Here is a 20,451-nt window from a genome sequence, read left to right as displayed (position 1 = left end):
ACTCAATTCGGGGCTCCAGTCACATCAGCACGGCGGCGGCCGCCCGGCTCCGGCACCGGGTCATGTCCACCAGGGTGAAAGGGGTGGCAGCGCAACAGCCGCCGGACCGCCAGCGTGGCTCCCCGGAGCGCGCCGTGCCGGACGATCGCCTCCTGGGCGTACGCACTGCACGACGGGTAGAACCGACAGCGGGCCGGCAGCGCCGGACTTATCCACCGACGGTACGCGATGATGGGCGCGATCAGCACCCTGGCACCGGTTGTCCGCGGACGTGGGCTGGTCTTCTCGGTGCCGGTCATCGGGACCGCCGCTCGCGGGGCGACCGGGCGACCGCGATGGCGGCATCCAGGTCGGTGGCGAGGCGAGGGTACGACGCCTCCGCCGCTGCGGGCAGCGCCCGGACGACAAGGGTGCTGCCGGCGGGTAGGCCGGTCAACCGGTCCTGGACCAGTGCTCGCAGCCGACGCTTGACCCGGTTGCGGATCACCGCGTTGCCGACGGCCTTGGACACGACGAAGCCGGCGCGGGACGGCACGGATGACTGCTCCGCGATGCTGTCCCGCACCGGCTCCGGCGAGGTCGGTGTGCTGGGCTCGGCGCTCACCGGCACGGTCAGGTGGACCACGACGGCGCCACGTCCGACACGTCGGCCACCGCGAACCGCTGCGGCGAAGTCAGTGCTGCGCCGCAGTCGTTGCGCGGCGGCCAGCACGACTGCCCACGTCCCCTGACCGGCCCGGTCGGCTCAGGCCGACAGGGTGGTGCGACCCTTGGCGCGACGGCTCGAGAGGATGGCACGGCCGGCACGGGTGCGCATGCGCAGCCGGAAGCCGTGGGTCTTCGCGCGCCGGCGGTTGTTCGGCTGGTAGGTGCGCTTGCTCACGTCAGGCTCTCCGTTTTCGTACGCGCCCCGCGCGACGGGATCGCCGGGGTCGTGTGGTGGTCCAGGCCACCTCGACGGTGGCCCCGATCGGTGCTGTCCGGTGGTGCGGGACCTCGGCGACGCGGGGATGCGACCGCGGACAGCAAGCACCCATCACCCTAGCAGAGGGCGAGAAAGCAGCCGTTCCAGCCTACGCAGGGGGGCAATGGCCGTCAAACACCCCGAGGAGCGGACAACAGGACGCGCCCGGAGCCGAAGGGTGGTTTTCGCTGATGCCGACAAGGCTGTCACCGCGTCGCCGGTTGATGGCGCAGGGACAACGCTGTTACCGTGCCCGATTGCGGTGAGCGTCGGAAGCTCCGGTCGTCGCGCAGGCAAGACCGGACAAGGTAGTGAATCGTTCGGCACGGTGAACCCGCTTCAACGCCCGGTCAGGCAGGGGGCAGGTGCCACCCGCGTCCGGCGGCGGCCACAATCGGTCGGTACACAGGCTGTGGATAACTTGTGGATGACCACCGGTCGACCGTCCGGGTGGGGTGTTGTTCCACCCGCGAACGCGGCGGGCCCGGGATGGCCGGCTGGCAGACAGCGGCGGCCGGGAGCAGAGGCGAGGGGGTGGCACGACGGTGGCCGGTACGACCGACCTTGCCGCAGTGTGGTTAGCGGCGACCGACGAGCTAGCCGACGAGATCATCTCTGCCCAGCAGCGTGCCTACCTCCGACTGACCCGGCTGCGGGCGATCGTCGAGGACACCGCGCTGCTCTCCGTGCCGGACGCGTTCACCCGCGACGTCATCGAGTCACGGCTGCGCCCGGCGATCACCGAGGCGCTCACCCGGCGGCTCGGTCGTCCGATCCAGGTCGCGGTCACCGTGCGGGTGGCCGAGGACGCCACGGGTCGACCGGCCGGCACCGTCTACCGCAGCGCCCCGGAGTCCAGCCCGTTCGACGTCGAGGGTCCGGCTGCCGCACCCTTCGACGACCACGGCGCACGAGCGCACGCCGACACGATGATCCCCGAGCAGACCCACGCGCCGCGGACGTCCGAGCCGGTCGCGCCACCCGCACCCGCGGGTCCGCCGCTCGCGCCGAGCGTCGACGCGCATCGTCCCGGGATGATCCCCGCCAGCCGAGACGGGCAGGAGGCGCTGTTCAGCGCCGCGTTCGCCGAACCGATGCGGCCGTCGCGCCCCGGGCCGGATCGTCGGGGCTACGACGAGCAGGCCGCTCGCCTCGACCCTCAGGGCCCGGACACCCGGCCCTACGAGCCGCGCTACCGGGAAGATTCGGGGTCGCCGCGCGACCAGCACGTGATCCGCGCGATGCCGCGCGACAGCGGAACGGACAGCGGCCCGGGTCGCAGCGCGGTGGACCACCGTACGGGTGGCCGCGACGACCGCCGGCTGCCCGGCGCCGACACCGGCGGCAACCGGCTCAACCCGAAGTACATGTTCGAGACGTTCGTCATCGGCTCGTCCAACCGGTTCGCGCACGCGGCGAGCGTGGCGGTGGCGGAGTCACCGGCGAAGGCGTACAACCCGCTGTTCATCTACGGGCACTCCGGGTTGGGCAAGACGCACCTGCTGCACGCCATCGGGCACTACGCCACGACACTCGGCAACGCCCGCTCGGTCCGGTACGTCTCGACCGAGGAGTTCACCAACGACTTCATCAACTCGCTGCGGGACGACAAGACAAGCGCGTTCCAGCGGCGCTACCGCGACGTCGACATCCTGCTGATCGACGACATCCAGTTCCTGGAGAACCGCGAGCGTACGCAGGAGGAGTTCTTCCACACCTTCAACACCCTGCACAACGCCAACAAGCAGATCGTGATCACCTCGGACCGGTCGCCGCGTCAGCTCGCCACCCTCGAGGACCGGATGCGAACCCGGTTCGAGTGGGGGCTGCTGGCCGACATCCAGCCACCCGATCTGGAGACCCGGATCGCGATCCTGCAGAAGAAGGCGGCGCAGGAGCGGATGTACGCCCCGCCGGACGTGTTGGAGTTCATCGCCTCGCGGGTGTCGAACTCGATCCGGGAGCTGGAGGGCGCGCTGATCCGGGTGACGGCGTTCGCCAGCCTGACCCGGTCGACGGTCGAGCTGTCACTGGCCGAGGAGGTGCTTCGGGACTTCATGCCCGACGGCGCCGGACCGGAGATCAACGCCGACCAGATCATGGCCTCGACGGCCGACTACTTCGGCGTGAGCCTGGAGGACCTGCGCGGCCAGTCCAGGTCCCGGGTGCTCGTCAACGCCCGGCAGGTGGCCATGTACCTGTGTCGGGAGCTGACCGAGCTGTCGCTGCCCCGGATCGGGCAGGCCTTTGGTGGCCGGGACCACACCACGGTGATGCACGCCGACCGGAAGATCCGGCAGCAGATGGCGGAACGCCGCTCGCTCTACAACCAGATCGCCGAGCTGACCAACCGGATCAAGCAGAACAGCTGAGGCGTACGCCGCCGTCGGGGCGGCACGCAGCCCAGAAAACGCCCGCCCGGATCTCCGGTCGGGCGTTTTTCGGCCCTCCGACTGGACTCTCGACATGGTGTAGGCCACAGCATGGAGGCCGTGACCGCCTCGACTCCCACTCGTTGTCCACAGCTCGTTGTCCACCGTCGGTGGATAACTACGGTCCGTCCTTCGCCGGTTACCCACAGGCTGTGGAGAAACCCTGTGTACGGAGCTGTGGACGCCTGGGGACAACCGTCACGTTATCCACCGCTGACTGTCGGCCTGTGTACGAGCTGTTGAAGGTTCTGGGGATGACGGCAATGGTGATCTTCATCGTCGTCCACAGGCTTGGGGAGAAAGTCGGTGGATTACCGGTGGACAACCGGTGGACAACGGTGGACAACCGAGCGCCGAGACCGGGCTGTGGACAGGCGAGCGAGTTGTACCCCCGGTTCTCCACAGCTAAATCACCTGTAGATAACCTGTCTGACCAGGGCAGACGCGGGTTTTCCACAGTTTGCACAGGTGCGATGAAGACGATGAGTTATCTCTTCTAAGAGAACAAAAACCAATCATCACCGTTGGGCTTTCTGTGGATCGTGCCGAGCGCTGCCCGATCACCCGGTCAGCACCGACACGAACCATGGGGTCGGGCGCACAGCCGATACCGACGCGCCCTAAGGTGCGATGGGTACCCGCACGGTTGGGCGGGACGGTAGGCAGCGGTCGGCATGAGAGAGTTGTCGCTGACGTCGACGCGGAGGCATTGATGAAGTTCCGAGTGGAGCGCGACGCGCTCGCTGAGGCCGTGGCCTGGACCGCGAAGAGCCTGCCCAACCGGCCATCCGTCCCGGTGCTGGCCGGGGTGATGCTCCGGGTCACCGACGGCAACCTGCGGGTCTCCGGGTTCGACTACGAGGTCTCCAGCCAGGTCACAGTCGAGGTGCAGGGCGACGCCGACGGCGCCGCGCTCGTCTCCGGCCGCCTGCTCGCCGAGATCACCAAGGCGTTGCCGGCCAAGCCGGTCGACATCGCCGCGGTCGGCGCCCACCTCGAGTTGGTCTGCGGCAGCGCCCGGTTCACCCTGCCCACCATGCCGGTGGAGGACTATCCGGCGCTGCCCGAGATGCCGCAGAGCGCCGGCACGGTCGACGCCGCCGCGTTCGCCACTGCGGTCTCCCAGGTGGCCATCGCGGCCGGTCGGGACGAGACGCTGCCGATGATGACCGGCGTCCGCGTCGAGCTCTCCGGCAACACGCTGTCGATGCTCGCCACCGACCGATACCGGCTGGCGCTGCGCGAGATCCAGTGGCAGCCGGACGACCCCGATGTCAGCATCAACGCCCTGGTGCCCGCCCGCACCCTGAACGACACCGCCAAGGCCCTCGGCCCGCTGGGCGGCGAGGTCACGCTCGCCCTCGCCCAGGGCGCTGCCGGCGAGGGCATGGTCGGTCTGGCCGGCGGCACCCGGCGCACCACCAGCCGCCTGCTCGACGGCGCCAACTACCCGCCGGTGCGCTCGCTCTTCCCGGCCACCCACAACGCCGCCGCCCGGGTGCCGGTCAGCACCCTGATCGAGGTGGTCAAGCGGGTCGCGTTGGTCGCCGAGCGGGCCACTCCGGTGCTGCTGAGCTTCAGCGCCGACGGCCTGGTGGTCGAGGCCGGCGGTTCCGAGGAGGCGCGGGCCAGCGAGGCCATGGAGGCCACCTTCACCGGCGACGCGCTGACCATCGGCTTCAACCCGCAGTACCTCATCGACGGCCTGGCCAACCTGGGGTCCCAGACCGCCGTGCTCTCGTTCGTCGACGCCTTCAAGCCCGCGGTGATCTCACCCGCCGGCGAGGATGGAGAGGTAATTCCGGGGTACCGGTACCTCATCATGCCGATCCGCGTCTCGCGCTGATCGCGCCCAGCAACACCCAGATCCACGGAGGTAGAAACACATGCAGCTCGGCCTTGTAGGACTCGGCCGGATGGGCGGCAACATGCGGGAGCGGTTGCGCGCGGCCGGTCACGACGTTGTCGGTTTCGACCACAACGCGCAGCTGAGCGACGTCCCGACCATCGCGGGCCTGGCAGAGAAGCTCGAGTCGCCGCGCGTGGTCTGGGTCATGGTGCCCGCCGGTGTCACCGACGCCACCATCGACTCCCTCGCCGAGGTGCTCGGCGAGGGCGACATCATCATCGATGGCGGCAACTCCCGCTTCAGCGACGACGCGCCCCGGGCCGAGCGGCTCAACGAGTTGGGCATCGGCTACCTCGACGTCGGCGTCTCCGGTGGCGTCTGGGGCCGGCAGAACGGCTACGGGCTGATGGTCGGCGGCTCCCAGGAGCACGTCGACCGGCTGATGCCGATCTTCAACGCGCTCAAGCCGGAGGGCGAGTTCGGCTTCGTGCACGCCGGGCCGGTCGGTGCCGGGCACTACTCGAAGATGGTGCACAACGGCATCGAGTACGGCCTCATGCACGCCTACGCCGAGGGCTTCGAGCTGATGACCGCCTCCGAGCTGGTGACGAATGTGCCCGGGGTCATCAAGTCCTGGCGCGAGGGCACCGTCGTCCGCTCCTGGCTGCTCGACCTGCTCGACCGGGCGCTCGACGAGGACCCGGAGCTGGCTGACCTGAGCGCCTACACCGAGGACACCGGCGAGGGTCGCTGGACCGTCGACGAGGCGGTCCGCCTGGCGGTGCCGCTCAACGTCATCACCGCCTCGCTGTTCGCCCGGTTCAATTCGCGGCAGGACGACGACTCGCCCGCCATGAAGGCCGTCTCCGCGCTGCGCCAGCAGTTCGGTGGCCACGCCGTCCACAAGCGCTGAGCGGTATCCACACCCTGTGTATGTCCACCGACTGGAACTTGTCGACTTCCGCTCGTACGAGCGGGTGGCCGTCGACCTCCAGCCGGGGGCGAACGTCCTGACCGGCCCCAACGGCGTCGGCAAGACGAACCTCGTCGAGGCGCTGGGCTACGTGGCGACTCTGGACTCACACCGGGTCGCCACCGACGCGCCGCTGGTCCGGATGGGCGCCACCGCCGCGGTGATCCGCTGCGCGGTGGTGCACGACGGCCGGGAGCTCCTGGTCGAGTTGGAGATCGTGCCCGGCAAGGCCAACCGGGCCCGGCTGGGCCGCTCACCGGCGCGGCGGGCCCGGGACGTGCTCGGCGCCCTGCGACTCGTGCTCTTCGCCCCGGAAGACCTCGAGTTGGTCCGGGGCGACCCGTCCGAGCGCCGCCGCTACCTGGACGACCTGCTGGTCAACCGGCAGCCCCGGTTCGCGGGTGTGCGGGCCGACTACGAGCGGGTGGTCAAGCAGCGCAACGCCCTGCTGCGCACCGCGTACCTGGCTCGCAAGACCGGCGGGTCCCGCGGCGGCGACCTCGGCACCCTCGCCGTCTGGGACACCCACCTGGCCCAGCACGGCGCGGAGCTGCTCGCCGGCCGCCTGGAACTGGTGGCCGCGCTCACCCCGCACGTCGCCAAGGCCTACGACGCGGTGGCCGCCGGTCGGGGCGCGGCGAGCATCGCCTACCGGCCCTCGATCGAGCTGGCCGAGCCGACCACCGACCGGGCCGCGTTGGCCGAGGCCCTGACGGCGGCCCTGGCCGCGTCCCGTTCCGCCGAGATCGAACGGGGCACCACCCTGGTCGGCCCGCACCGCGACGAGCTGGCGCTGACCCTCGGGCCACTGCCCGCCAAGGGGTACGCCAGCCACGGCGAGTCCTGGTCGTTCGCGCTCGCGCTGCGACTGGCCGGGTACGACCTGCTGCGCGCCGACGGCATCGAGCCGGTGCTGGTACTCGACGACGTCTTCGCCGAGTTGGACACCGGCCGCCGGGAGCGCCTGGCGGAGTTGGTCGGCGGGGCGAGCCAACTGCTTGTCACCTGCGCGGTGGACGACGACGTGCCGGCAGCCCTGCGCGGGACCCGCTACCAGGTTGGCGAAGGGACGGTACGCCGTGTCGGATGAGCCTCGCCCCAAACGACCGGAGACGGGTAAGGGTGACGCGGCAGCCGCGCGTACCCCCGGGTCGGAAGCGACCGGCGGTGAGTCGGCGCCCGCCGGGCCGGAGCTGGCGCGGGCGGTGCTCGACGCGGCGCTGTCCCGGCGGCAGGCGGCGGCCCGAGCCCGACGTACCCCGGGTGGCGCCGGCGGCGACGCGGCCGGCGGATCGGGGCGGCGGCTGCGCGGCTACTCCGGCCCGGGCCCCGACCCGCGCGACCCGCAGCCGCTCAGCGCCGTGCTGAACCGGCTGGTGAAGGCGCGTGGCTGGCAGCAGCCGGCCGCCGAGGCCACCGTGTTCGGCGCCTGGGAGCGCGTGGTCGGCGCGGAGGTGGCGCAGAACAGCCGCCCGGTCAAACTGGAGAACGGCGAGCTGACCGTGGAGGCACGCTCGACGGCCTGGGCGACCCAGCTGCGCCTGCTCGCCGGCTCGCTGCTCAAGCAGATCGCCAGCGAGGTCGGCCACAACGTGGTGCGCAAGCTGCACATCCACGGCCCGGCCGCGCCCTCCTGGGGGAAGGGGCCACGCCGGGTACGCGGCCGGGGCCCCCGCGACACGTACGGCTGAGCCGGCCCCCTCAGCGCCGTCGGTCGGCCTCGCGGGCCGCTCGTTTGCGCTCGCGCTGCTCCCGGGTGAAGCGCTTGCGCTCGGCCAGGTCGCGCTTCCACGCCTCGCGGGCCTCGGCCGAGCCGCCCTGCACCGCACCTTTGACACCGTCGGCCGGCCCGGCGAGGTGCCGGAACGCCCAGCTCAGGAGTCGGCCGCCCTCGCCCGGGGCCCTGGTGGTCGCGCCGTCCTCACTCATCTGCCGCCCTCTTCCGCCGCGCGTCGTCCGCCCGCCGAACGAGCGAGCGATTGGGGCACCAATGGTTGGTACACCAACGATCGGTAGAGTAGTCACCGTGCTTGGTAAGGGCAACCGATGACCGAACGACCCGATCGCGTCGACCCGTTGGCGTTGGAGCAGCAGGTCTGCTTCGCCCTCTCGGTGGCCGCGCGCAGCGTGGTGGCCGTCTACCGGCCACTCCTCGAACCCATGGGGCTGACCCATCCGCAGTACCTGGTGATGTTGGCGCTCTGGCAGCACGCGCCGCTGTCCGGCCGTGAGCTCAGCCGCCTGTTGCAGCTCGACCCGGGCACGCTCTCACCCCTGCTCAAGCGACTCGAAGCCGCCGGCTACCTGCGCCGGGAACGCGACCCCAGCGACGAGCGCAGCCTCGCCGTCACCCTCACCGCCAGCGGCGCCGCGCTGCGCGACCAGGCGGAGCTGATCCCGGCCGCGATCGTGCAGCGACTCGGGCTGCCCGTCGCCGACCTGCAACACCTGCACGCGGTGCTCACCCAGGTGATCGCCGCAGCCAACCGACCGGGCAGCGACCAGAGGGTGGCAGAGACCGACGCGGCGGGTCAGGCGTCGGCGGGTCAGGCGTCGGCGTAGACGGCGAAGCCGCGCTCGGCGCAGCGCCGGTAGAACGCGGCCAGCACGCCCAGCTCGGCGCAGGTGAAGTTCCACTGCGGCGGGTCGCCGCGCTCGTCGCGCAGCGCGTCGAGCCGGCTCTCCAACCACCGCAGCTGCTGCTCGGCCAACCTGCCGTCGCCGAGCAACGAGCGCAGCACCGTGCTCACCGACTCGAAGGTCACCGCCTCGCCGTACGCGCGGTGCCCGGCCACGAACCGCTCGATGCCACTGGCGATCCAGGAGCAGCCGTCCGGGTCGATCACCGGATCCTCGTCCTCGGCCGCGGCATCTGTGGCGTACAACACACCTTCGAGGCCGAGAAGGAGATCCACCAACTCGGTGTACGCGGTCGCCCGGATGGTGCCGGTCTTCGCGATCAGCTCGGCCAGCGCCGCCGTCGGCGCGGAGATGCGCGGCACGTCGACGATCTCGCCGAAGTCGACGAACTCGGCCGGCGCGACCGGATCGTAGAAGCGGCCGGTCCGCGGCCAGTGCACCGCGACGTTGTCCAGCCCCATCTGTCACCTCTTAGAGAGCACGTGTCGGGTCGATCGAGTCGATCGTCCCGGTTCCGGCCGGTAAAGATCAAGCCTGGTTCCGGGGCGCCGCAAACGTACGGCACGGACGCTTCGGCCGCGACCCCCGACCCGCCCGAGCGCGGGTCAACCCGTCCGGGGGCGGCGCGTGCGATCGGACCCTGGCGTGTGGGGGGAGTCGCGGGCAACGGGGTTCTGCCGGCTACGGACTTCTCAGCAGCCTCTCTGAGGGTGCCGAGTGGTGGTTCTGTCCCCCGCGCACAGTAGGATTGACAGCGAGACGAAGACCCGGTGTGGGAGAGCGACGGGGCCGGGTGGCCCCAGATTCATTCTCCACGTCGGGTCGAGCCGATCGCGATCCGCGGGCAACCGCGGCGACCGGCGCGTTCGACCCGCTGTCCGGAGGTCTCCGGCACCGGTCCACGCGCCGACGTCGCGTCATGTCCGCCGAACCCGCGCCCGACGCGCCCTACCGGCGTGGCTGACGCGAGAAAGTGGCCGAGGGTGGCAGCGCAGGACAAGCAGGAGTACGGCGCAGAGTCGATCACCGTTCTTGAGGGTCTGGAGGCGGTCCGCAAGCGGCCCGGTATGTACATCGGGTCCACCGGTGAGCGCGGTCTGCACCACCTCGTCTGGGAAGTTGTCGACAACGCTGTCGACGAGGCGCTCGCCGGATACTGCGACACCATCGACGTGGTGCTGCTCGCCGACGGCGGCGTCCGGGTCACCGACAACGGCCGAGGTTTCCCGGTCGACCTCCACCCGAAGCTCAAGAAGCCGGGCGTCGAGGTCGCGCTGACCATCCTGCACGCGGGTGGCAAGTTCGACGGCAAGGCGTACGCGGTCTCCGGCGGCCTGCACGGCGTCGGCGTGTCCGTGGTGAACGCGCTCTCCACCAAGATGTTCGTCGAGATCCACAAGTCCGGTTCCGTGTGGCGGCAGCACTACACCAACTCGAAGCCGAGCCCACTGGAGAAGGGCGAGCCCACCGACCGCACCGGCTCGGCGGTCTCCTTCTGGCCCGACCCCGACGTGTTCGAGACCGTCGACTTCGACTTCCAGACCATCTACCGACGCCTGCAGGAGATGGCCTTCCTCAACCGCGCCCTGCGCATCCACCTGCTCGACGAGCGGGTGGCCGAGGAGGAGGACGGCCGCCAGCGCGAGGTCACCTTCTACTACGAGGGCGGCATCGCCGACTTCGTCCGACACCTCAACGCCTCGAAGAGCCCGATCCACAAGACCGTGGTCGAGTTCGGCGCCGAGGAGGAGGGCATGTCGCTTGAGATCGCCATGCAGTGGAACGAGTCGTACGGCGAGTCGGTCTACACCTTCGCCAACACGATCAACACCCACGAGGGCGGCACCCACGAGGAGGGCTTCCGGTCCGCGCTGACCAGCGTGGTCAACCGGTACGGCACCGACAAGAAGCTGCTCAAGGGCGACGAGAAGCTCTCCGGCGAGGACATCCGCGAAGGGCTCGCGGCGATCATCTCGGTCAAGCTGGCCAACCCGCAGTTCGAGGGTCAGACCAAGACCAAGCTCGGCAACACCCCGGTGAAGAGCTTCGTGCAGCGGGTCTGCAACGACCGGCTTGTCGACTGGTTCGACCGCAACCCGGCCGAGGCCAAGATGATCATCACGAAGGCCTCCCAGGCGGCGCGGGCCCGGATCGCCGCGCAGCAGGCGCGCAAGCTGGCCCGGCGCAAGTCGCTGCTGGAGTCCGGCTCGATGCCGGGCAAGCTGGCCGACTGCCAGTCCACCGACCCGCGCGAGTCCGAGGTGTTCATCGTCGAGGGCGACTCGGCCGGCGGCTCGGCCAAGCAGGGCCGCGACCCACGGACCCAGGCGATCCTGCCGATCCGCGGCAAGATCCTCAACGTGGAGAAGGCCCGGATCGACCGGGTGCTGAAGAACAACGAGGTCCAGGCGCTGATCACCGCGCTGGGCACCGGCATCCACGACGACTTCGACATGGAGAAGCTGCGGTACCACAAGGTGGTGCTGATGGCCGACGCCGACGTCGACGGCCAGCACATCCAGACGCTGCTGCTCACCCTGCTGTTCCGCTTCATGCGGCCGCTCGTCGAGATGGGCAACGTCTACCTGGCCGCCCCGCCGCTCTACAAGATCAAGTGGAACAAGAAGGGCGACGACGCGCAGTACGCCTACTCCGACCGCGAGCGGGACGGGCTGATCGCGCTGCGCCAGCAGAAGAAGCCGAACGCCAAGCCGGACGACATCCAGCGCTTCAAGGGCCTCGGCGAGATGAACTATCCCGAGCTGTGGGAAACCACGATGAACCCGGCGACGCGTACCCTGCGTCAGGTCACTCTCGACGACGCGGCAACCGCCGACGAGTTGTTCAGCGTGCTGATGGGTGAGGACGTCGAAGCCCGCCGGTCGTTCATCCAGCGCAACGCCAAGGACGTCCGGTTCCTGGACATCTGACAGACCGCGGCGGAGCGGCCGGGCAGTGCCCCGCCGCTCCGCCGGTCCACAGAGTTATCCACAGCTTGGCCGGTATCCACAGCGGTTATCCACAGCACGAAAACGACTCTGAGTCTGATAAGGGTATACAGTGACCGATTCTCCCGAGTCCACACCTAACGAGCCCGAGGTCCCCGCCGAGGCCATCGCCGCCGTGGTCGCGCACGACCGGATCGAACCGGTCGGGCTCGAGGTGGAGATGCAGCGCTCCTACCTCGACTACGCGATGAGCGTCATCGTCGGGCGTGCGCTGCCGGACGTGCGGGACGGGCTCAAGCCGGTCCACCGCAAGATCCTCTACGCGATGTTCGACTCCGGCTACCGTCCGGACCGCGGCTACGTGAAGTGCTCCCGGGTCGTCGGCGACGTGATGGGCCAGTTCCACCCGCACGGCGACTCGGCCATCTACGACGCGCTGGTCCGCATGGCGCAGTCCTGGTCGCTGCGGTATCCGCTGGTCGACGGCAACGGCAACTTCGGCTCGCCGGGAAACGATCCGGCTGCCGCCATGCGCTACACCGAGTGCAAGCTCGACCCGCTGGCCATGGAGATGCTGCGGGACATCGACGAGGACACCGTCGACCTGCAGGACAACTACGACGGGCGGGCCAAGGAGCCCACGATCCTGCCGTCGCGGATCCCGAACCTGCTGGTGAACGGCTCCGAGGGCATCGCGGTCGGCATGGCCACCAAGATTCCGCCGCACAACCTGCGGGAGATCGGCGCGGCGGTGCAGTGGTGCCTGGAGCACCCGGAGGAGGACGAGGAGACCACCCTCGAGGCGCTGCTCGGCATCGTCAAGGGCCCGGACTTCCCGACGCACGGTCTGATCGTCGGCACGACCGCGATCCAGGACGCGTACCGCACGGGTCGTGGCTCGATCCGGATGCGTGCCGTGGTGGAGGTCGAGGAGGACAAGCGGGGTCGCCCCTGCCTGGTCGTCAGCGAGCTGCCCTACCAGGTCAACCCGGACAACCTCGCCGAGCGGATCGCCGAGCTGATCAAGGAGGGCAAGCTCGCCGGGATCGCGGACATCCGTGACGAGTCCTCCGGGCGTACCGGCATGCGGATCGTGCTGGTGCTCAAGCGCGACGCGGTCGCGAAGGTCGTGCTGAACAACCTCTACAAGCACACCCAGCTCCAGGAGACCTTCGGCGCCAACATGTTGGCCCTGGTCGACGGGGTGCCGCGCACGCTCAACCTGGCCCAGTTCCTCCGCTACTACGTCGAGCACCAGATCGACGTGATCCGTCGGCGGACCGCGTTCCGCCTGCGCAAGGCCGAGGAGCGGGCGCACATCCTGCGCGGTCTGGGCAAGGCGCTGGACGCGCTGGACGAGGTGATCGCGCTGATCCGGCGTTCGCCGACCGTGGACGACGCTCGGCAGGGCCTGATCCGGCTGCTGGAGATCGACGAGATCCAGGCGACCGCGATCCTGGACATGCAGCTGCGCCGCCTGGCCGCGTTGGAGCGGCAGCGGATCGTGGACGATCTGGCCAAGCTCGAGATCGAGATCGCCGACCTCAAGGACATCCTCGCCAAGCCCGAGCGGCAGCGGAAGATCGTCTCGGAGGAGCTGGGCGAGATCGTCACCAAGTGGGGCGACGACCGCCGGACGAAGATCATCCCGTTCGACGGCGAGGTCTCGATGGAGGACCTCATCGCCCGCGAGGATGTGGTCGTCACGATCACCCGGACCGGGTACGCCAAGCGGACCAAGGTCGACCTCTACCGCTCGCAGCGACGCGGGGGTAAGGGCGTCAGTGGCGCTACGCTGCGGCAGGACGACATCGTCAGCCACTTCTTCGTCTGCTCGACGCACGACTGGATCCTGTTCCTGACGAACAAGGGCCGTGTGTACCGGGCCAAGGCGTACGAGTTGCCGGAGGCCAGTAGGGTAGCCAAGGGCCAACACGTGGCCAACCTGCTCGCCTTCCTACCCGATGAGCAGATAGCGCAGATCATTGAGATCCCGAACTACCAGGTAGCCCCCTATCTGGTACTGGCCACGAAGAACGGCCTGGTGAAGAAGACGCGGCTCGAGGAGTTCGACTCCAACCGTTCCGGCGGCATCATCGCGATCAACCTGCGCGATGAGGACGAGCTGGTCGGTGCTGCGCTGGTTGCGCCGGAGAACGACCTGCTGCTGGTCTCGGAGAAGGCACAGGCGATCCGGTTCAACGCCTCGGACGAGGCGTTGCGGCCGATGGGTCGGGCCACCTCGGGTGTGATCGGTATGCGCTTCACGGACGACGACGTCCTGCTCGCCATGGAGGTCGTGCGGGAGGGGCTGGACGTTCTGGTGGCCACGAACGGGGGATACGCGAAGCGGACCCCGATCGAGGAATACCCGGTGCAGGGCCGGGGAGGTAAAGGCGTGTTGACTGCGAAGATCACCGAACGGCGCGGTGGTCTGGTTGGCGCGGTGGTGATCGATCCGGACGACGAGTTGTTCGCGATCACCAGCAACGGTGGTGTCATTCGGACTCCGGTGAAGCCTGTACGCCGTACGCGTGACCGGAACACAATGGGGGTCAAGCTGATGGACCTCCCGGACGGCGTGACTATCGTGGCGATTGCTCGCAATGCCGACGAGCCTGACGAACAGGACTAGTTGAATGACGGAGACACAGGCGAAGTCGGGGAACACGGGGACCTCGGCCAACCCGGTCGACGAGGAGGCCGCCAAGGGCGGCACACCAGCGACTGGCCGCGCGGCCGTAGGCCGGGCAACGGTCCCCGCCGACGCGCCTGCCCCGAAGTTCACGAGGGCTCCGGGTATGACACCCCCGCCGGAGCCCGGCAGTGATGACGCTGGTTCGGGTGACAAGACGGAGGCGTCCGGTGCCGAGGCGCCGACGTCCGCCGTCGCCACACCTCCGGGTTCGGCGGCGGCGCCCTCGGCCCGTCCGGCGACCACCCAGCCGATCAACGTGCGGCCGGGTCAGGCGGCGTCGAGCGGGACCACCGGCACCCAGCCGCGGATCATGCCCGGCATGACGCAGCCGCCGTCGGATGCGACGCGTACCTCCGCTGCCGGCCGCCCGGCCAGCGGGGGTGGCCTGCCGCCGGGGATCGGTAACCCGTCCGCCGTCGGGGCTGCCCGTGTCGGTGACGCGGTGCGGGCGGCGCGTTCGTCGGTCAGCTCGGCGGCGTCCCGCGGGCCGCGTCGGGCGCGGCTGAACCTGAAGCGGATCGACCCGTGGTCGGTGATGAAGTTCGCATTCGCCGTCTCGGTGGTGCTCTTCATCGTCGTGGTGGTCGCCACCTCGGTGCTCTACCTGGCACTGGACGCGATGGGCGTGTTCAAGAGCGTCAACGACAGCCTGGGCGACCTGGTCAACGCCGGTGGTGGGCAGAGCACCAGCAGCTTCCAGATCACCGCCAAGGGCGTGATCCTCAGCTCGGCGCTGATCGGTCTGGTCAACGTGGTGCTGTTCACCGCGCTGGCCACGCTGGGGGCGTTCGTCTACAACGTCTGCGCCGACCTGGTCGGCGGGATCGAGCTGACGCTCGCCGAGCGGGACTGAACGACCGGGACGCCGGGGCACCGCGGAAAGCGGTCGCTCCGGCGTCCCGTACTCAGGTAGTTTTTGCAGGCGTCGACGGCCCGGCTCGTTGGTCCGGACCCCGATTTGGGGTGGGCCCAGCGGATGGGTTAATCTTGCTCGTCGCAACGCGGGGCTATAGCTCAGTCGGTTAGAGCGCAGAGCTGATAACTCTGAGGTCGATGGTTCGATTCCATCTAGCCCCACCGCACGGTCGTCCGACGTTAGTCGAGCACGAGGGGTCGCCCCAATGTTCAAGAAGCTGCTGATTCTGGCTGGCGTCGTCGGCGTGGCCGCCGTCGTGTTCAACAAGATCAAGGCCTCGAACGACGAGCGTGCCCTCTGGCACGAGGCGACCACCGCGCCCGACCTGCGCTGAGGTCCGGCCCGGCGCCGAGCGATCTGCGCCACGGTCGTCCACGGGGCCCTAGCTCAACTGGCAGAGCACTGCCTTTGCAAGGCAGGGGTTAGGGGTTCGAGTCCCCTGGGCTCCACCACATCATCCGGGCAGGTCACGGCCTGTTCTTCTCCCCCGCTGACCCCACCTCGGATCGACGATCATTTTTTGGTCGTCAGCGGATCGTCAGCAGAGCCGCCGAAGACCCTGCGCACCGACTCATTGATCGTGGAACCGCAGCCCGCCGGCCGCCTTGGTTGCCACACAGTCGACGGCTTTCCGCTCGGTCGTGAACTCCGCCGACCACTCCACATCCTCACGGTCAGACCAAGTGGCGCAGAACTGAAACGGGCCGACCTCGACGACCTGGCCGAGGAGCCCAGCGCGGACGAGTGACGGCCGCCAGACCTGGCGGCGGAAGTTGCTGCGCAACATCAAGGCGGCCCTTGACGGGCCGCACGCGCCGCCGCCAGGGCGCGCGCCGGCCGCTGTCGCTGTCGCTCCGCGGCCGGCACGCCTGATGCCCGGCGGCTGGCGCGGAGAGCGGGGAGCCCGGAGGGCCGCCGCAGAACGACAGGTCGTTGACGGGTGCTGGCAGCGTCGTCAGCGGTGCTCGCCGAAGACCGCCGCGGCCACCTGGTAGCTGTCGAACGCCCGGGCCGCCCCGGCGTACGCCTCCAGGTGGATGAAGAGCTCGACGATCTCCTCCTTGGTCACGCCGGACGTCAGCGCGATGCGCAACTGCCCCCGCAGCGGCTCGTGGGTGCCCAGCGCCGCCGCGACGGCCACCGAGATCAGGCAGCGGCTCCGCAGGTCCAGGCCCGGTCGCGGCCACGAGTCGCCGAAGGTGTGCTCGGTCGCCAGCCGCCGGAAGTCCTGACCGACCGCGGGTTCCCCGTCGGCCAGCGGCAGGGTCAACGGTTGGCCGAGGAGGCGCTCCGCGGTGTCGAGGGCCTGCTGGTATCGGGGATCGTCGGGCATGCGTTGTCACCTCCGCAGGTGTCAGCCGATCGACTGCCGTTCGGTTCCAGCATCGCGCCCACCCCGGCGTTCGGTCGGCCGTTCCGGAAAACCGGTGGTCGCGTCCAACGCCAGACGCCGACATCGATCAGTGAGCATCCACCGCATCGAGCCGCCTTTGCAAGGCAGGGGTTAGGGGTCCGAGTCCCCTGGGCTCCACCAGCACTTCCCTTGGTTGATCTCGGTCGCGGCTGCCGCACGCTGGGGACTCCGGGCGTTCGATCTGGAGAGTGCCAAGCCCTGCTCACCCTTCGCGTACCCAGCCCACCCGGTTGGGCGCTGTCCCGTACGGGACAGTCCCATCCTGTCCCGGGGGCGCTCGGCAGCGCGTACGAGGCTGGTCGCGAACCTGGTCGGGATTGTCCCGAGCGGCTGTTCACCTTGTTGGGAAATCGGTGACCGCGTTGGCTTCTTCTCAAGGTTGCTCGCTGCGAAACAAGCGAATTTCGCCGTCGCGAGCTGCGAACGAGGAGGATCCGTGACCCGACGACGTAAATCACCAGCCAGGCGCCCGGCCGCGTCGCCACCGCCGAACGCGCCGGCCAGGTGGCGGTGGCAACCACGGACCTGGGGCTGGGCCGGACTCATCCTGGCGGTGGCACTCGTGAGCGGCGCCGCGGCCTGGGTCGGCACGAATGACCGAGCGGGTTCCGCGACCGCCACCGCGGGATCTCCCGCTGCCGTCGCGGTCGACATTCCGGTCACCAGAGCGCCGATCGCCGAGCAGCCGTCCACCACCACACCTGTCCGGCAGGATCCGCCGCGCCAGCCCATCGGCAGTGGCGCCGCTACCAGGAGCGCCACCGACAACGGCAGGCCCGCCATCGCGGTCGACCAGAAGAAGCGTCGTTTCGCGCCGGTGAAGCAGAACAAGCGTCGCGCCGAATCGGTGGACCAGCACAAGGACCGTTTCGCGCTGGTGGACCAGAACAAGCGTCGTGCCGAGCCGGTGGACCAGAACAAGCGTCGTGGCGAGCCGGTCGACCGGAACAAGCGTCGTGCCGAATCGGTGGACCGGACCAAGGGATGGGTGCCGAGCCGTCTCGCGTTCGGCCGTAGCTCCGGACACGCCTGCAAGGCGGTCGACCAGGGACGAACCGCTCGGGCCGTCTGCCGGGTCACCGAAACTGCGGCAGGTAAGAACCACCAACCCCGGGTGCAGGACGTCAGGGACCAGGTCGTGCACGTCCGCCCAACGCACCTGAAGGAACGGAGCCTGAAGGACCGCGCCCCGATCCAGTGGTGCCACGACCGCGTGCGGCCCGCGTACCCCCGCTCGGTGTGGCAGGCACGACCCGGCGGGCCCGGAGCGCGCCCTGACCTCGACGGGTCCCGATTGGTCCGGGCCGGCGGCCCGGGTGCTGGTGACGGAGCTTTCGGTGGCTGAGACGACAAGGACCAGCCGACTGACCATGTCCGTCCTGCTCTCCGCCGCCCTGGCCGCCGGACTGGTCGGCGGGGCGGTCCAGTCGCAGCCGCGAGCCGGGCAGCCCGACGACCTGCGGTACGTGGCCAGCAGCGAGCCTGAGCCTGATCGGTGGGGAGCGAGGGTCGTCTACAACCCGGCGACCGGGAAGTGGGAAGGCCTCCCGTTCGACCGACCGGAGTTGGACGCCCGCGAAGGTCAGGTGGACCGGTACCGGCCGAGGCCACCGGCGCACCACTGGGAGGATCAGCTCGATCCGCCGAGGTACTACGAGGACAACTCGGTCGATCGGCGGACTCCCGCCCAGCGGGAGGAAGACGAGCGGAAAGCCCGTCGCGGAAAGCAGAACCAGGTCATCCCGAAGGACGGCGTACGGGCCGGAAACGACCTGAGCAAGGCCGCCGACAATCTCGGTAAGGCTGCCAGTCAGCTGCCCAAGGCCGGGACTGCCGTTCCCAAGCCCGGGCCGGGCATGCAGGGGGGACAGTCCAGCGCGGTACCGGTCCGCAGTGGGGTGTTGGCCGTGACGCTGGCGATCACCGCCGCCCGGCACGCCGAGCGGCTCCGCCAGGCCCGGGCCGACGAGCGTCGTCGCCTGGGTCGGGTGAATGCGTCGACCCTGCGGGCGGCCAAGAAGGCCCAGCAGGACGCGGCGAGGGCGACGACCGCGATCCAGGACGCCGCCCGGGCTCGGGCAACCGCTGAGCAGGCTGCGGTCCGGGCGGCCAGGGCCGAGGAACAGGCGCGCCGATCAACGGAGCAGGCTCGGACGGCGGGAACCTCCGAGGCCCGCCAGCAGAGCAGGACGGACGGTCGGGACGCCAAGGCAGCGCGGAAGGAGGCGACCCGGTCCGCGACAAGGGCCCAGCAGGCCGATCGGGTGGCGCAGCGGTACAACCAGGCGTACGTCGCCGCGGCTGGTGTGGAGGTCAAGCAGAAGGCTCACGGCGCCAGGAAGGCGGCCACCACGGCGAGCCGCGCCGCCGACGGCTCACAGCGGGTCGCCGACCGGGCCGAGCGGGCGGTACGCCAAGCCGAGCAGCGCTTGGCGGCGGCTCGGGCCAAGGACGACCCGCGGGCGGTGGCGAAGGAAGAGCGGCGCGTCGAGAAGGCACGCCAACAGTCGGAGCAGGTTCGGGGGCCGCTCAAGAAGGCCACGACCGAGGCCACCATCGCCGCGCGGAAGGCCGATGAGCTTGAGGCGAAGGTACGCAAGGCTGAGCAGCGCGCGCGCGACGATATCGCCCGAACTCGGGACAAGGCTCACGCCACCCACAACGCACCGGTAAATTCCGCCCAGGGCAAGAAGGGCAACGGCGACCCACCGGACGACCCGCCGGCCAAGACCCGGCCCAGGACCGACGGCCCGAAGGGGTCGGGCGGCAATGGTGCGCAGGGCACTCCTGACAATGCGGGCACCCCCGCGACCGCCGCCGCCAAGCCCGGCGGGGCCGCCGCCCTGGCGAAGCGCCTTGGCGGCCTGCGCGGTGGGTCCGGCGCGACCGGGATGGGACTGGAAATCGTCGCTTTGCAATGGTTGGAGCAGCAGGACCCGGAGGCCTTCGCGGCGCTTCAGGGGGTGCAGGACCAACGGGAGCGGGAAAGCCTCAAGTACCTCCAGGAATCTTTGAAGGACCCGAGCACGCGGGCCGAACAAATCGAGAAGTATCAGTTCTACCAGGGCGGCGACCCGTCGTACGAGGATGGCTCAGTCCCCCTCATCTCACCCGAGTTCGGCAAGGCGAGACGTCAACTGTTCGAGCAGGCGATCAACGAGGACAAGGCCGCCCAGCGCCGCAAGGACGAGGTTGCCCGGTGGGACTCGTACGCGAAGGCCAAGTCGGCGCAGTGGGAGACGCAGCAGGCGGCAGGAAGAGCGGTCGAGGCGGCCCGGGCCAAGGACGCGCGCGAGTTCGCCGCCGACAAGGAGCTTCGCGCGCAGCAGAAGGTGAAGGCGAAGGCGGAGAGCAAGAAGGCTGACAAGGTTCTCAAGGCGTCCAAGGCCAAGGACGACCGTGAGTTCCGGGCGGCCGAGCAGAAGCGTGCGGCGGAGAAACGTGAGGCCGAGCAGCGCCGTAAGGACGAGGCGGCTCGTTGGGACGCGTACGCCAAGGCGCAGGCGAAGGCCTATCAGGAGCAGCAGAAGGTGAAGGCGAAGGCGGAGAGCAAGAAGGCTGACAAGGTTCTCAAGGCGTCCAAGGCCAAGGACGACCGTGAGTTCCGGGCGGCCGAG

The 20,451-nt window shown here is 69.7% G+C and carries 19 protein-coding genes and 2 tRNA genes; 14 read left to right on the top strand and 7 right to left on the bottom strand.

Annotated elements, in window-relative coordinates; all coding sequences use genetic code 11:
- Positions 1–2: 2 nt before the first annotated feature.
- The 3 genes from yidD to rpmH are packed head-to-tail and all read right to left on the bottom strand — an operon-like array spanning position 3 to position 883.
- Positions 3–299, bottom strand: a complete 297-nt coding sequence (yidD, locus tag AB0B14_RS16305; RefSeq protein ID WP_357522875.1) for a membrane protein insertion efficiency factor YidD — start codon at positions 297–299, stop codon at positions 3–5.
- Positions 296–712, bottom strand: a complete 417-nt coding sequence (gene rnpA / locus AB0B14_RS16300; protein WP_357522874.1) for a ribonuclease P protein component — start codon at positions 710–712, stop codon at positions 296–298. The genes yidD and rnpA overlap by 4 nt, the downstream gene beginning before the upstream one ends.
- 33 nt (positions 713–745) lie before the next feature.
- On the bottom strand, positions 746–883 hold the full coding sequence (gene rpmH, locus AB0B14_RS16295) for a 50S ribosomal protein L34 (protein ID WP_007453904.1): 138 nt from the start codon (positions 881–883) through the stop codon (positions 746–748).
- Positions 884–1,509: 626 nt separating this feature from the next.
- On the opposite strand from rpmH, the gene dnaA reads away from it, so the two are divergent.
- From dnaA to AB0B14_RS16270, 5 genes are all read left to right on the top strand, one after another.
- The gene (gene dnaA, locus AB0B14_RS16290) at positions 1,510–3,336 is read left to right on the top strand and encodes a chromosomal replication initiator protein DnaA (protein ID WP_357066141.1); all 1,827 of its coding nucleotides are present in this window, start codon (positions 1,510–1,512) and stop codon (positions 3,334–3,336) included.
- Positions 3,337–4,108: 772 nt separating this feature from the next.
- Positions 4,109–5,242 (top strand): DNA polymerase III subunit beta, encoded by a 1,134-nt coding sequence (gene dnaN / locus AB0B14_RS16285; RefSeq protein WP_357066144.1) that lies wholly within the window; start codon positions 4,109–4,111, stop codon positions 5,240–5,242.
- Between the two features lie 40 nt (positions 5,243–5,282).
- Positions 5,283–6,158 (top strand): phosphogluconate dehydrogenase (NAD(+)-dependent, decarboxylating), encoded by an 876-nt coding sequence (gene gnd, locus AB0B14_RS16280; protein WP_357066148.1) that lies wholly within the window; start codon positions 5,283–5,285, stop codon positions 6,156–6,158.
- 16 nt (positions 6,159–6,174) lie between these two features.
- Positions 6,175–7,308, top strand: a complete 1,134-nt coding sequence (gene recF / locus AB0B14_RS16275; RefSeq protein WP_357066151.1) for a DNA replication/repair protein RecF — start codon at positions 6,175–6,177, stop codon at positions 7,306–7,308.
- Entirely contained in the window at positions 7,298–7,909 is a 612-nt protein-coding gene (locus AB0B14_RS16270; RefSeq protein WP_357522873.1) for a DciA family protein, read from the top strand. The genes recF and AB0B14_RS16270 overlap by 11 nt, the downstream gene beginning before the upstream one ends.
- Positions 7,910–7,919: 10 nt before the next feature.
- Here AB0B14_RS16270 and AB0B14_RS16265 read toward each other — a convergent pair whose 3' ends face one another.
- Positions 7,920–8,147, bottom strand: a complete 228-nt coding sequence (locus tag AB0B14_RS16265) for a hypothetical protein (RefSeq protein WP_357066157.1) — start codon at positions 8,145–8,147, stop codon at positions 7,920–7,922.
- A 117-nt stretch (positions 8,148–8,264) separates the two neighbouring features.
- On the opposite strand from AB0B14_RS16265, the gene AB0B14_RS16260 reads away from it, so the two are divergent.
- Positions 8,265–8,780: a MarR family transcriptional regulator gene (locus tag AB0B14_RS16260; RefSeq protein WP_357066160.1), complete on the top strand. Its 516-nt coding sequence runs from the start codon at positions 8,265–8,267 to the stop codon at positions 8,778–8,780.
- Here AB0B14_RS16260 and AB0B14_RS16255 read toward each other — a convergent pair.
- Positions 8,765–9,319 carry a hypothetical protein gene (locus AB0B14_RS16255; RefSeq protein WP_357066163.1) on the bottom strand — a complete coding sequence of 185 codons (555 nt, stop codon included), beginning with the start codon at positions 9,317–9,319 and terminating at the stop codon, positions 8,765–8,767. The two genes, AB0B14_RS16260 and AB0B14_RS16255, sit on opposite strands and share 16 nt — an antisense overlap.
- Before the next feature lie 522 nt (positions 9,320–9,841).
- Between AB0B14_RS16255 and gyrB the strand changes: the two genes are divergently transcribed.
- From gyrB to AB0B14_RS16225, 6 genes are all read left to right on the top strand, one after another.
- Positions 9,842–11,788 carry a DNA topoisomerase (ATP-hydrolyzing) subunit B gene (gene gyrB / locus AB0B14_RS16250; RefSeq protein ID WP_357066166.1) on the top strand — a complete coding sequence of 649 codons (1,947 nt, stop codon included), beginning with the start codon at positions 9,842–9,844 and terminating at the stop codon, positions 11,786–11,788.
- A 130-nt stretch (positions 11,789–11,918) separates the two neighbouring features.
- Entirely contained in the window at positions 11,919–14,441 is a 2,523-nt protein-coding gene (gene gyrA / locus AB0B14_RS16245; RefSeq protein WP_357522872.1) for a DNA gyrase subunit A, read from the top strand.
- Between the two features lie 4 nt (positions 14,442–14,445).
- Positions 14,446–15,357, top strand: a complete 912-nt coding sequence (locus tag AB0B14_RS16240; protein WP_357066169.1) for a DUF3566 domain-containing protein — start codon at positions 14,446–14,448, stop codon at positions 15,355–15,357.
- A 150-nt stretch (positions 15,358–15,507) separates the two neighbouring features.
- A tRNA-Ile gene (locus AB0B14_RS16235) sits at positions 15,508–15,581 on the top strand.
- Positions 15,582–15,625: 44 nt separating this feature from the next.
- Positions 15,626–15,754 (top strand): DLW-39 family protein, encoded by a 129-nt coding sequence (locus AB0B14_RS16230; protein ID WP_209444550.1) that lies wholly within the window; start codon positions 15,626–15,628, stop codon positions 15,752–15,754.
- A gap of 42 nt (positions 15,755–15,796) precedes the next feature.
- Positions 15,797–15,872, top strand: a tRNA-Ala gene (locus AB0B14_RS16225).
- 119 nt (positions 15,873–15,991) lie between these two features.
- Here the strand turns inward: AB0B14_RS16225 and AB0B14_RS16220 are convergent.
- Both AB0B14_RS16220 and AB0B14_RS16215 read right to left on the bottom strand, forming a co-directional pair.
- Positions 15,992–16,207 carry a hypothetical protein gene (locus AB0B14_RS16220; RefSeq protein WP_357522871.1) on the bottom strand — a complete coding sequence of 72 codons (216 nt, stop codon included), beginning with the start codon at positions 16,205–16,207 and terminating at the stop codon, positions 15,992–15,994.
- 168 nt (positions 16,208–16,375) lie between these two features.
- Positions 16,376–16,753: a carboxymuconolactone decarboxylase family protein gene (locus AB0B14_RS16215; protein ID WP_088986731.1), complete on the bottom strand. Its 378-nt coding sequence runs from the start codon at positions 16,751–16,753 to the stop codon at positions 16,376–16,378.
- A gap of 634 nt (positions 16,754–17,387) precedes the next feature.
- Here AB0B14_RS16215 and AB0B14_RS16210 point away from each other — a divergent pair.
- On the top strand, positions 17,388–18,179 hold the full coding sequence (locus AB0B14_RS16210; RefSeq protein ID WP_357522870.1) for a hypothetical protein: 792 nt from the start codon (positions 17,388–17,390) through the stop codon (positions 18,177–18,179).
- Positions 18,180–18,204: 25 nt separating this feature from the next.
- The coding region (locus tag AB0B14_RS16205) for a hypothetical protein (protein ID WP_357522869.1) at positions 18,205–20,451 on the top strand (2,247 nt) is incomplete at its 3' end.

Source organism: Micromonospora sp. NPDC049171 (assembly GCF_040648275.1).
Classification (GTDB): domain Bacteria; phylum Actinomycetota; class Actinomycetes; order Mycobacteriales; family Micromonosporaceae; genus Micromonospora.
Note: the sequence above shows the minus strand (reverse complement) of the source record. Positions and strands in the feature narration are given on the sequence as shown.

Excerpts from the sequence above, each read along its gene's own strand:
- yidD (WP_357522875.1), bottom strand. The coding sequence starts at position 299 with ATGACCGGCACCGAGAAGACCAGCCCACGTCCGCGGACAACCGGTGCC.
- dnaN (WP_357066144.1), top strand. The coding sequence starts at position 4,109 with ATGAAGTTCCGAGTGGAGCGCGACGCGCTCGCTGAGGCCGTGGCCTGG.
- gnd (WP_357066148.1), top strand. The coding sequence starts at position 5,283 with ATGCAGCTCGGCCTTGTAGGACTCGGCCGGATGGGCGGCAACATGCGG.
- AB0B14_RS16265 (WP_357066157.1), bottom strand. The coding sequence starts at position 8,147 with ATGAGTGAGGACGGCGCGACCACCAGGGCCCCGGGCGAGGGCGGCCGA.
- AB0B14_RS16260 (WP_357066160.1), top strand. The coding sequence starts at position 8,265 with ATGACCGAACGACCCGATCGCGTCGACCCGTTGGCGTTGGAGCAGCAG.
- AB0B14_RS16255 (WP_357066163.1), bottom strand. The coding sequence starts at position 9,319 with ATGGGGCTGGACAACGTCGCGGTGCACTGGCCGCGGACCGGCCGCTTC.
- AB0B14_RS16240 (WP_357066169.1), top strand. The coding sequence starts at position 14,446 with ATGACGGAGACACAGGCGAAGTCGGGGAACACGGGGACCTCGGCCAAC.
- AB0B14_RS16230 (WP_209444550.1), top strand. The coding sequence starts at position 15,626 with ATGTTCAAGAAGCTGCTGATTCTGGCTGGCGTCGTCGGCGTGGCCGCC.
- AB0B14_RS16220 (WP_357522871.1), bottom strand. The coding sequence starts at position 16,207 with ATGTTGCGCAGCAACTTCCGCCGCCAGGTCTGGCGGCCGTCACTCGTC.
- AB0B14_RS16215 (WP_088986731.1), bottom strand. The coding sequence starts at position 16,753 with ATGCCCGACGATCCCCGATACCAGCAGGCCCTCGACACCGCGGAGCGC.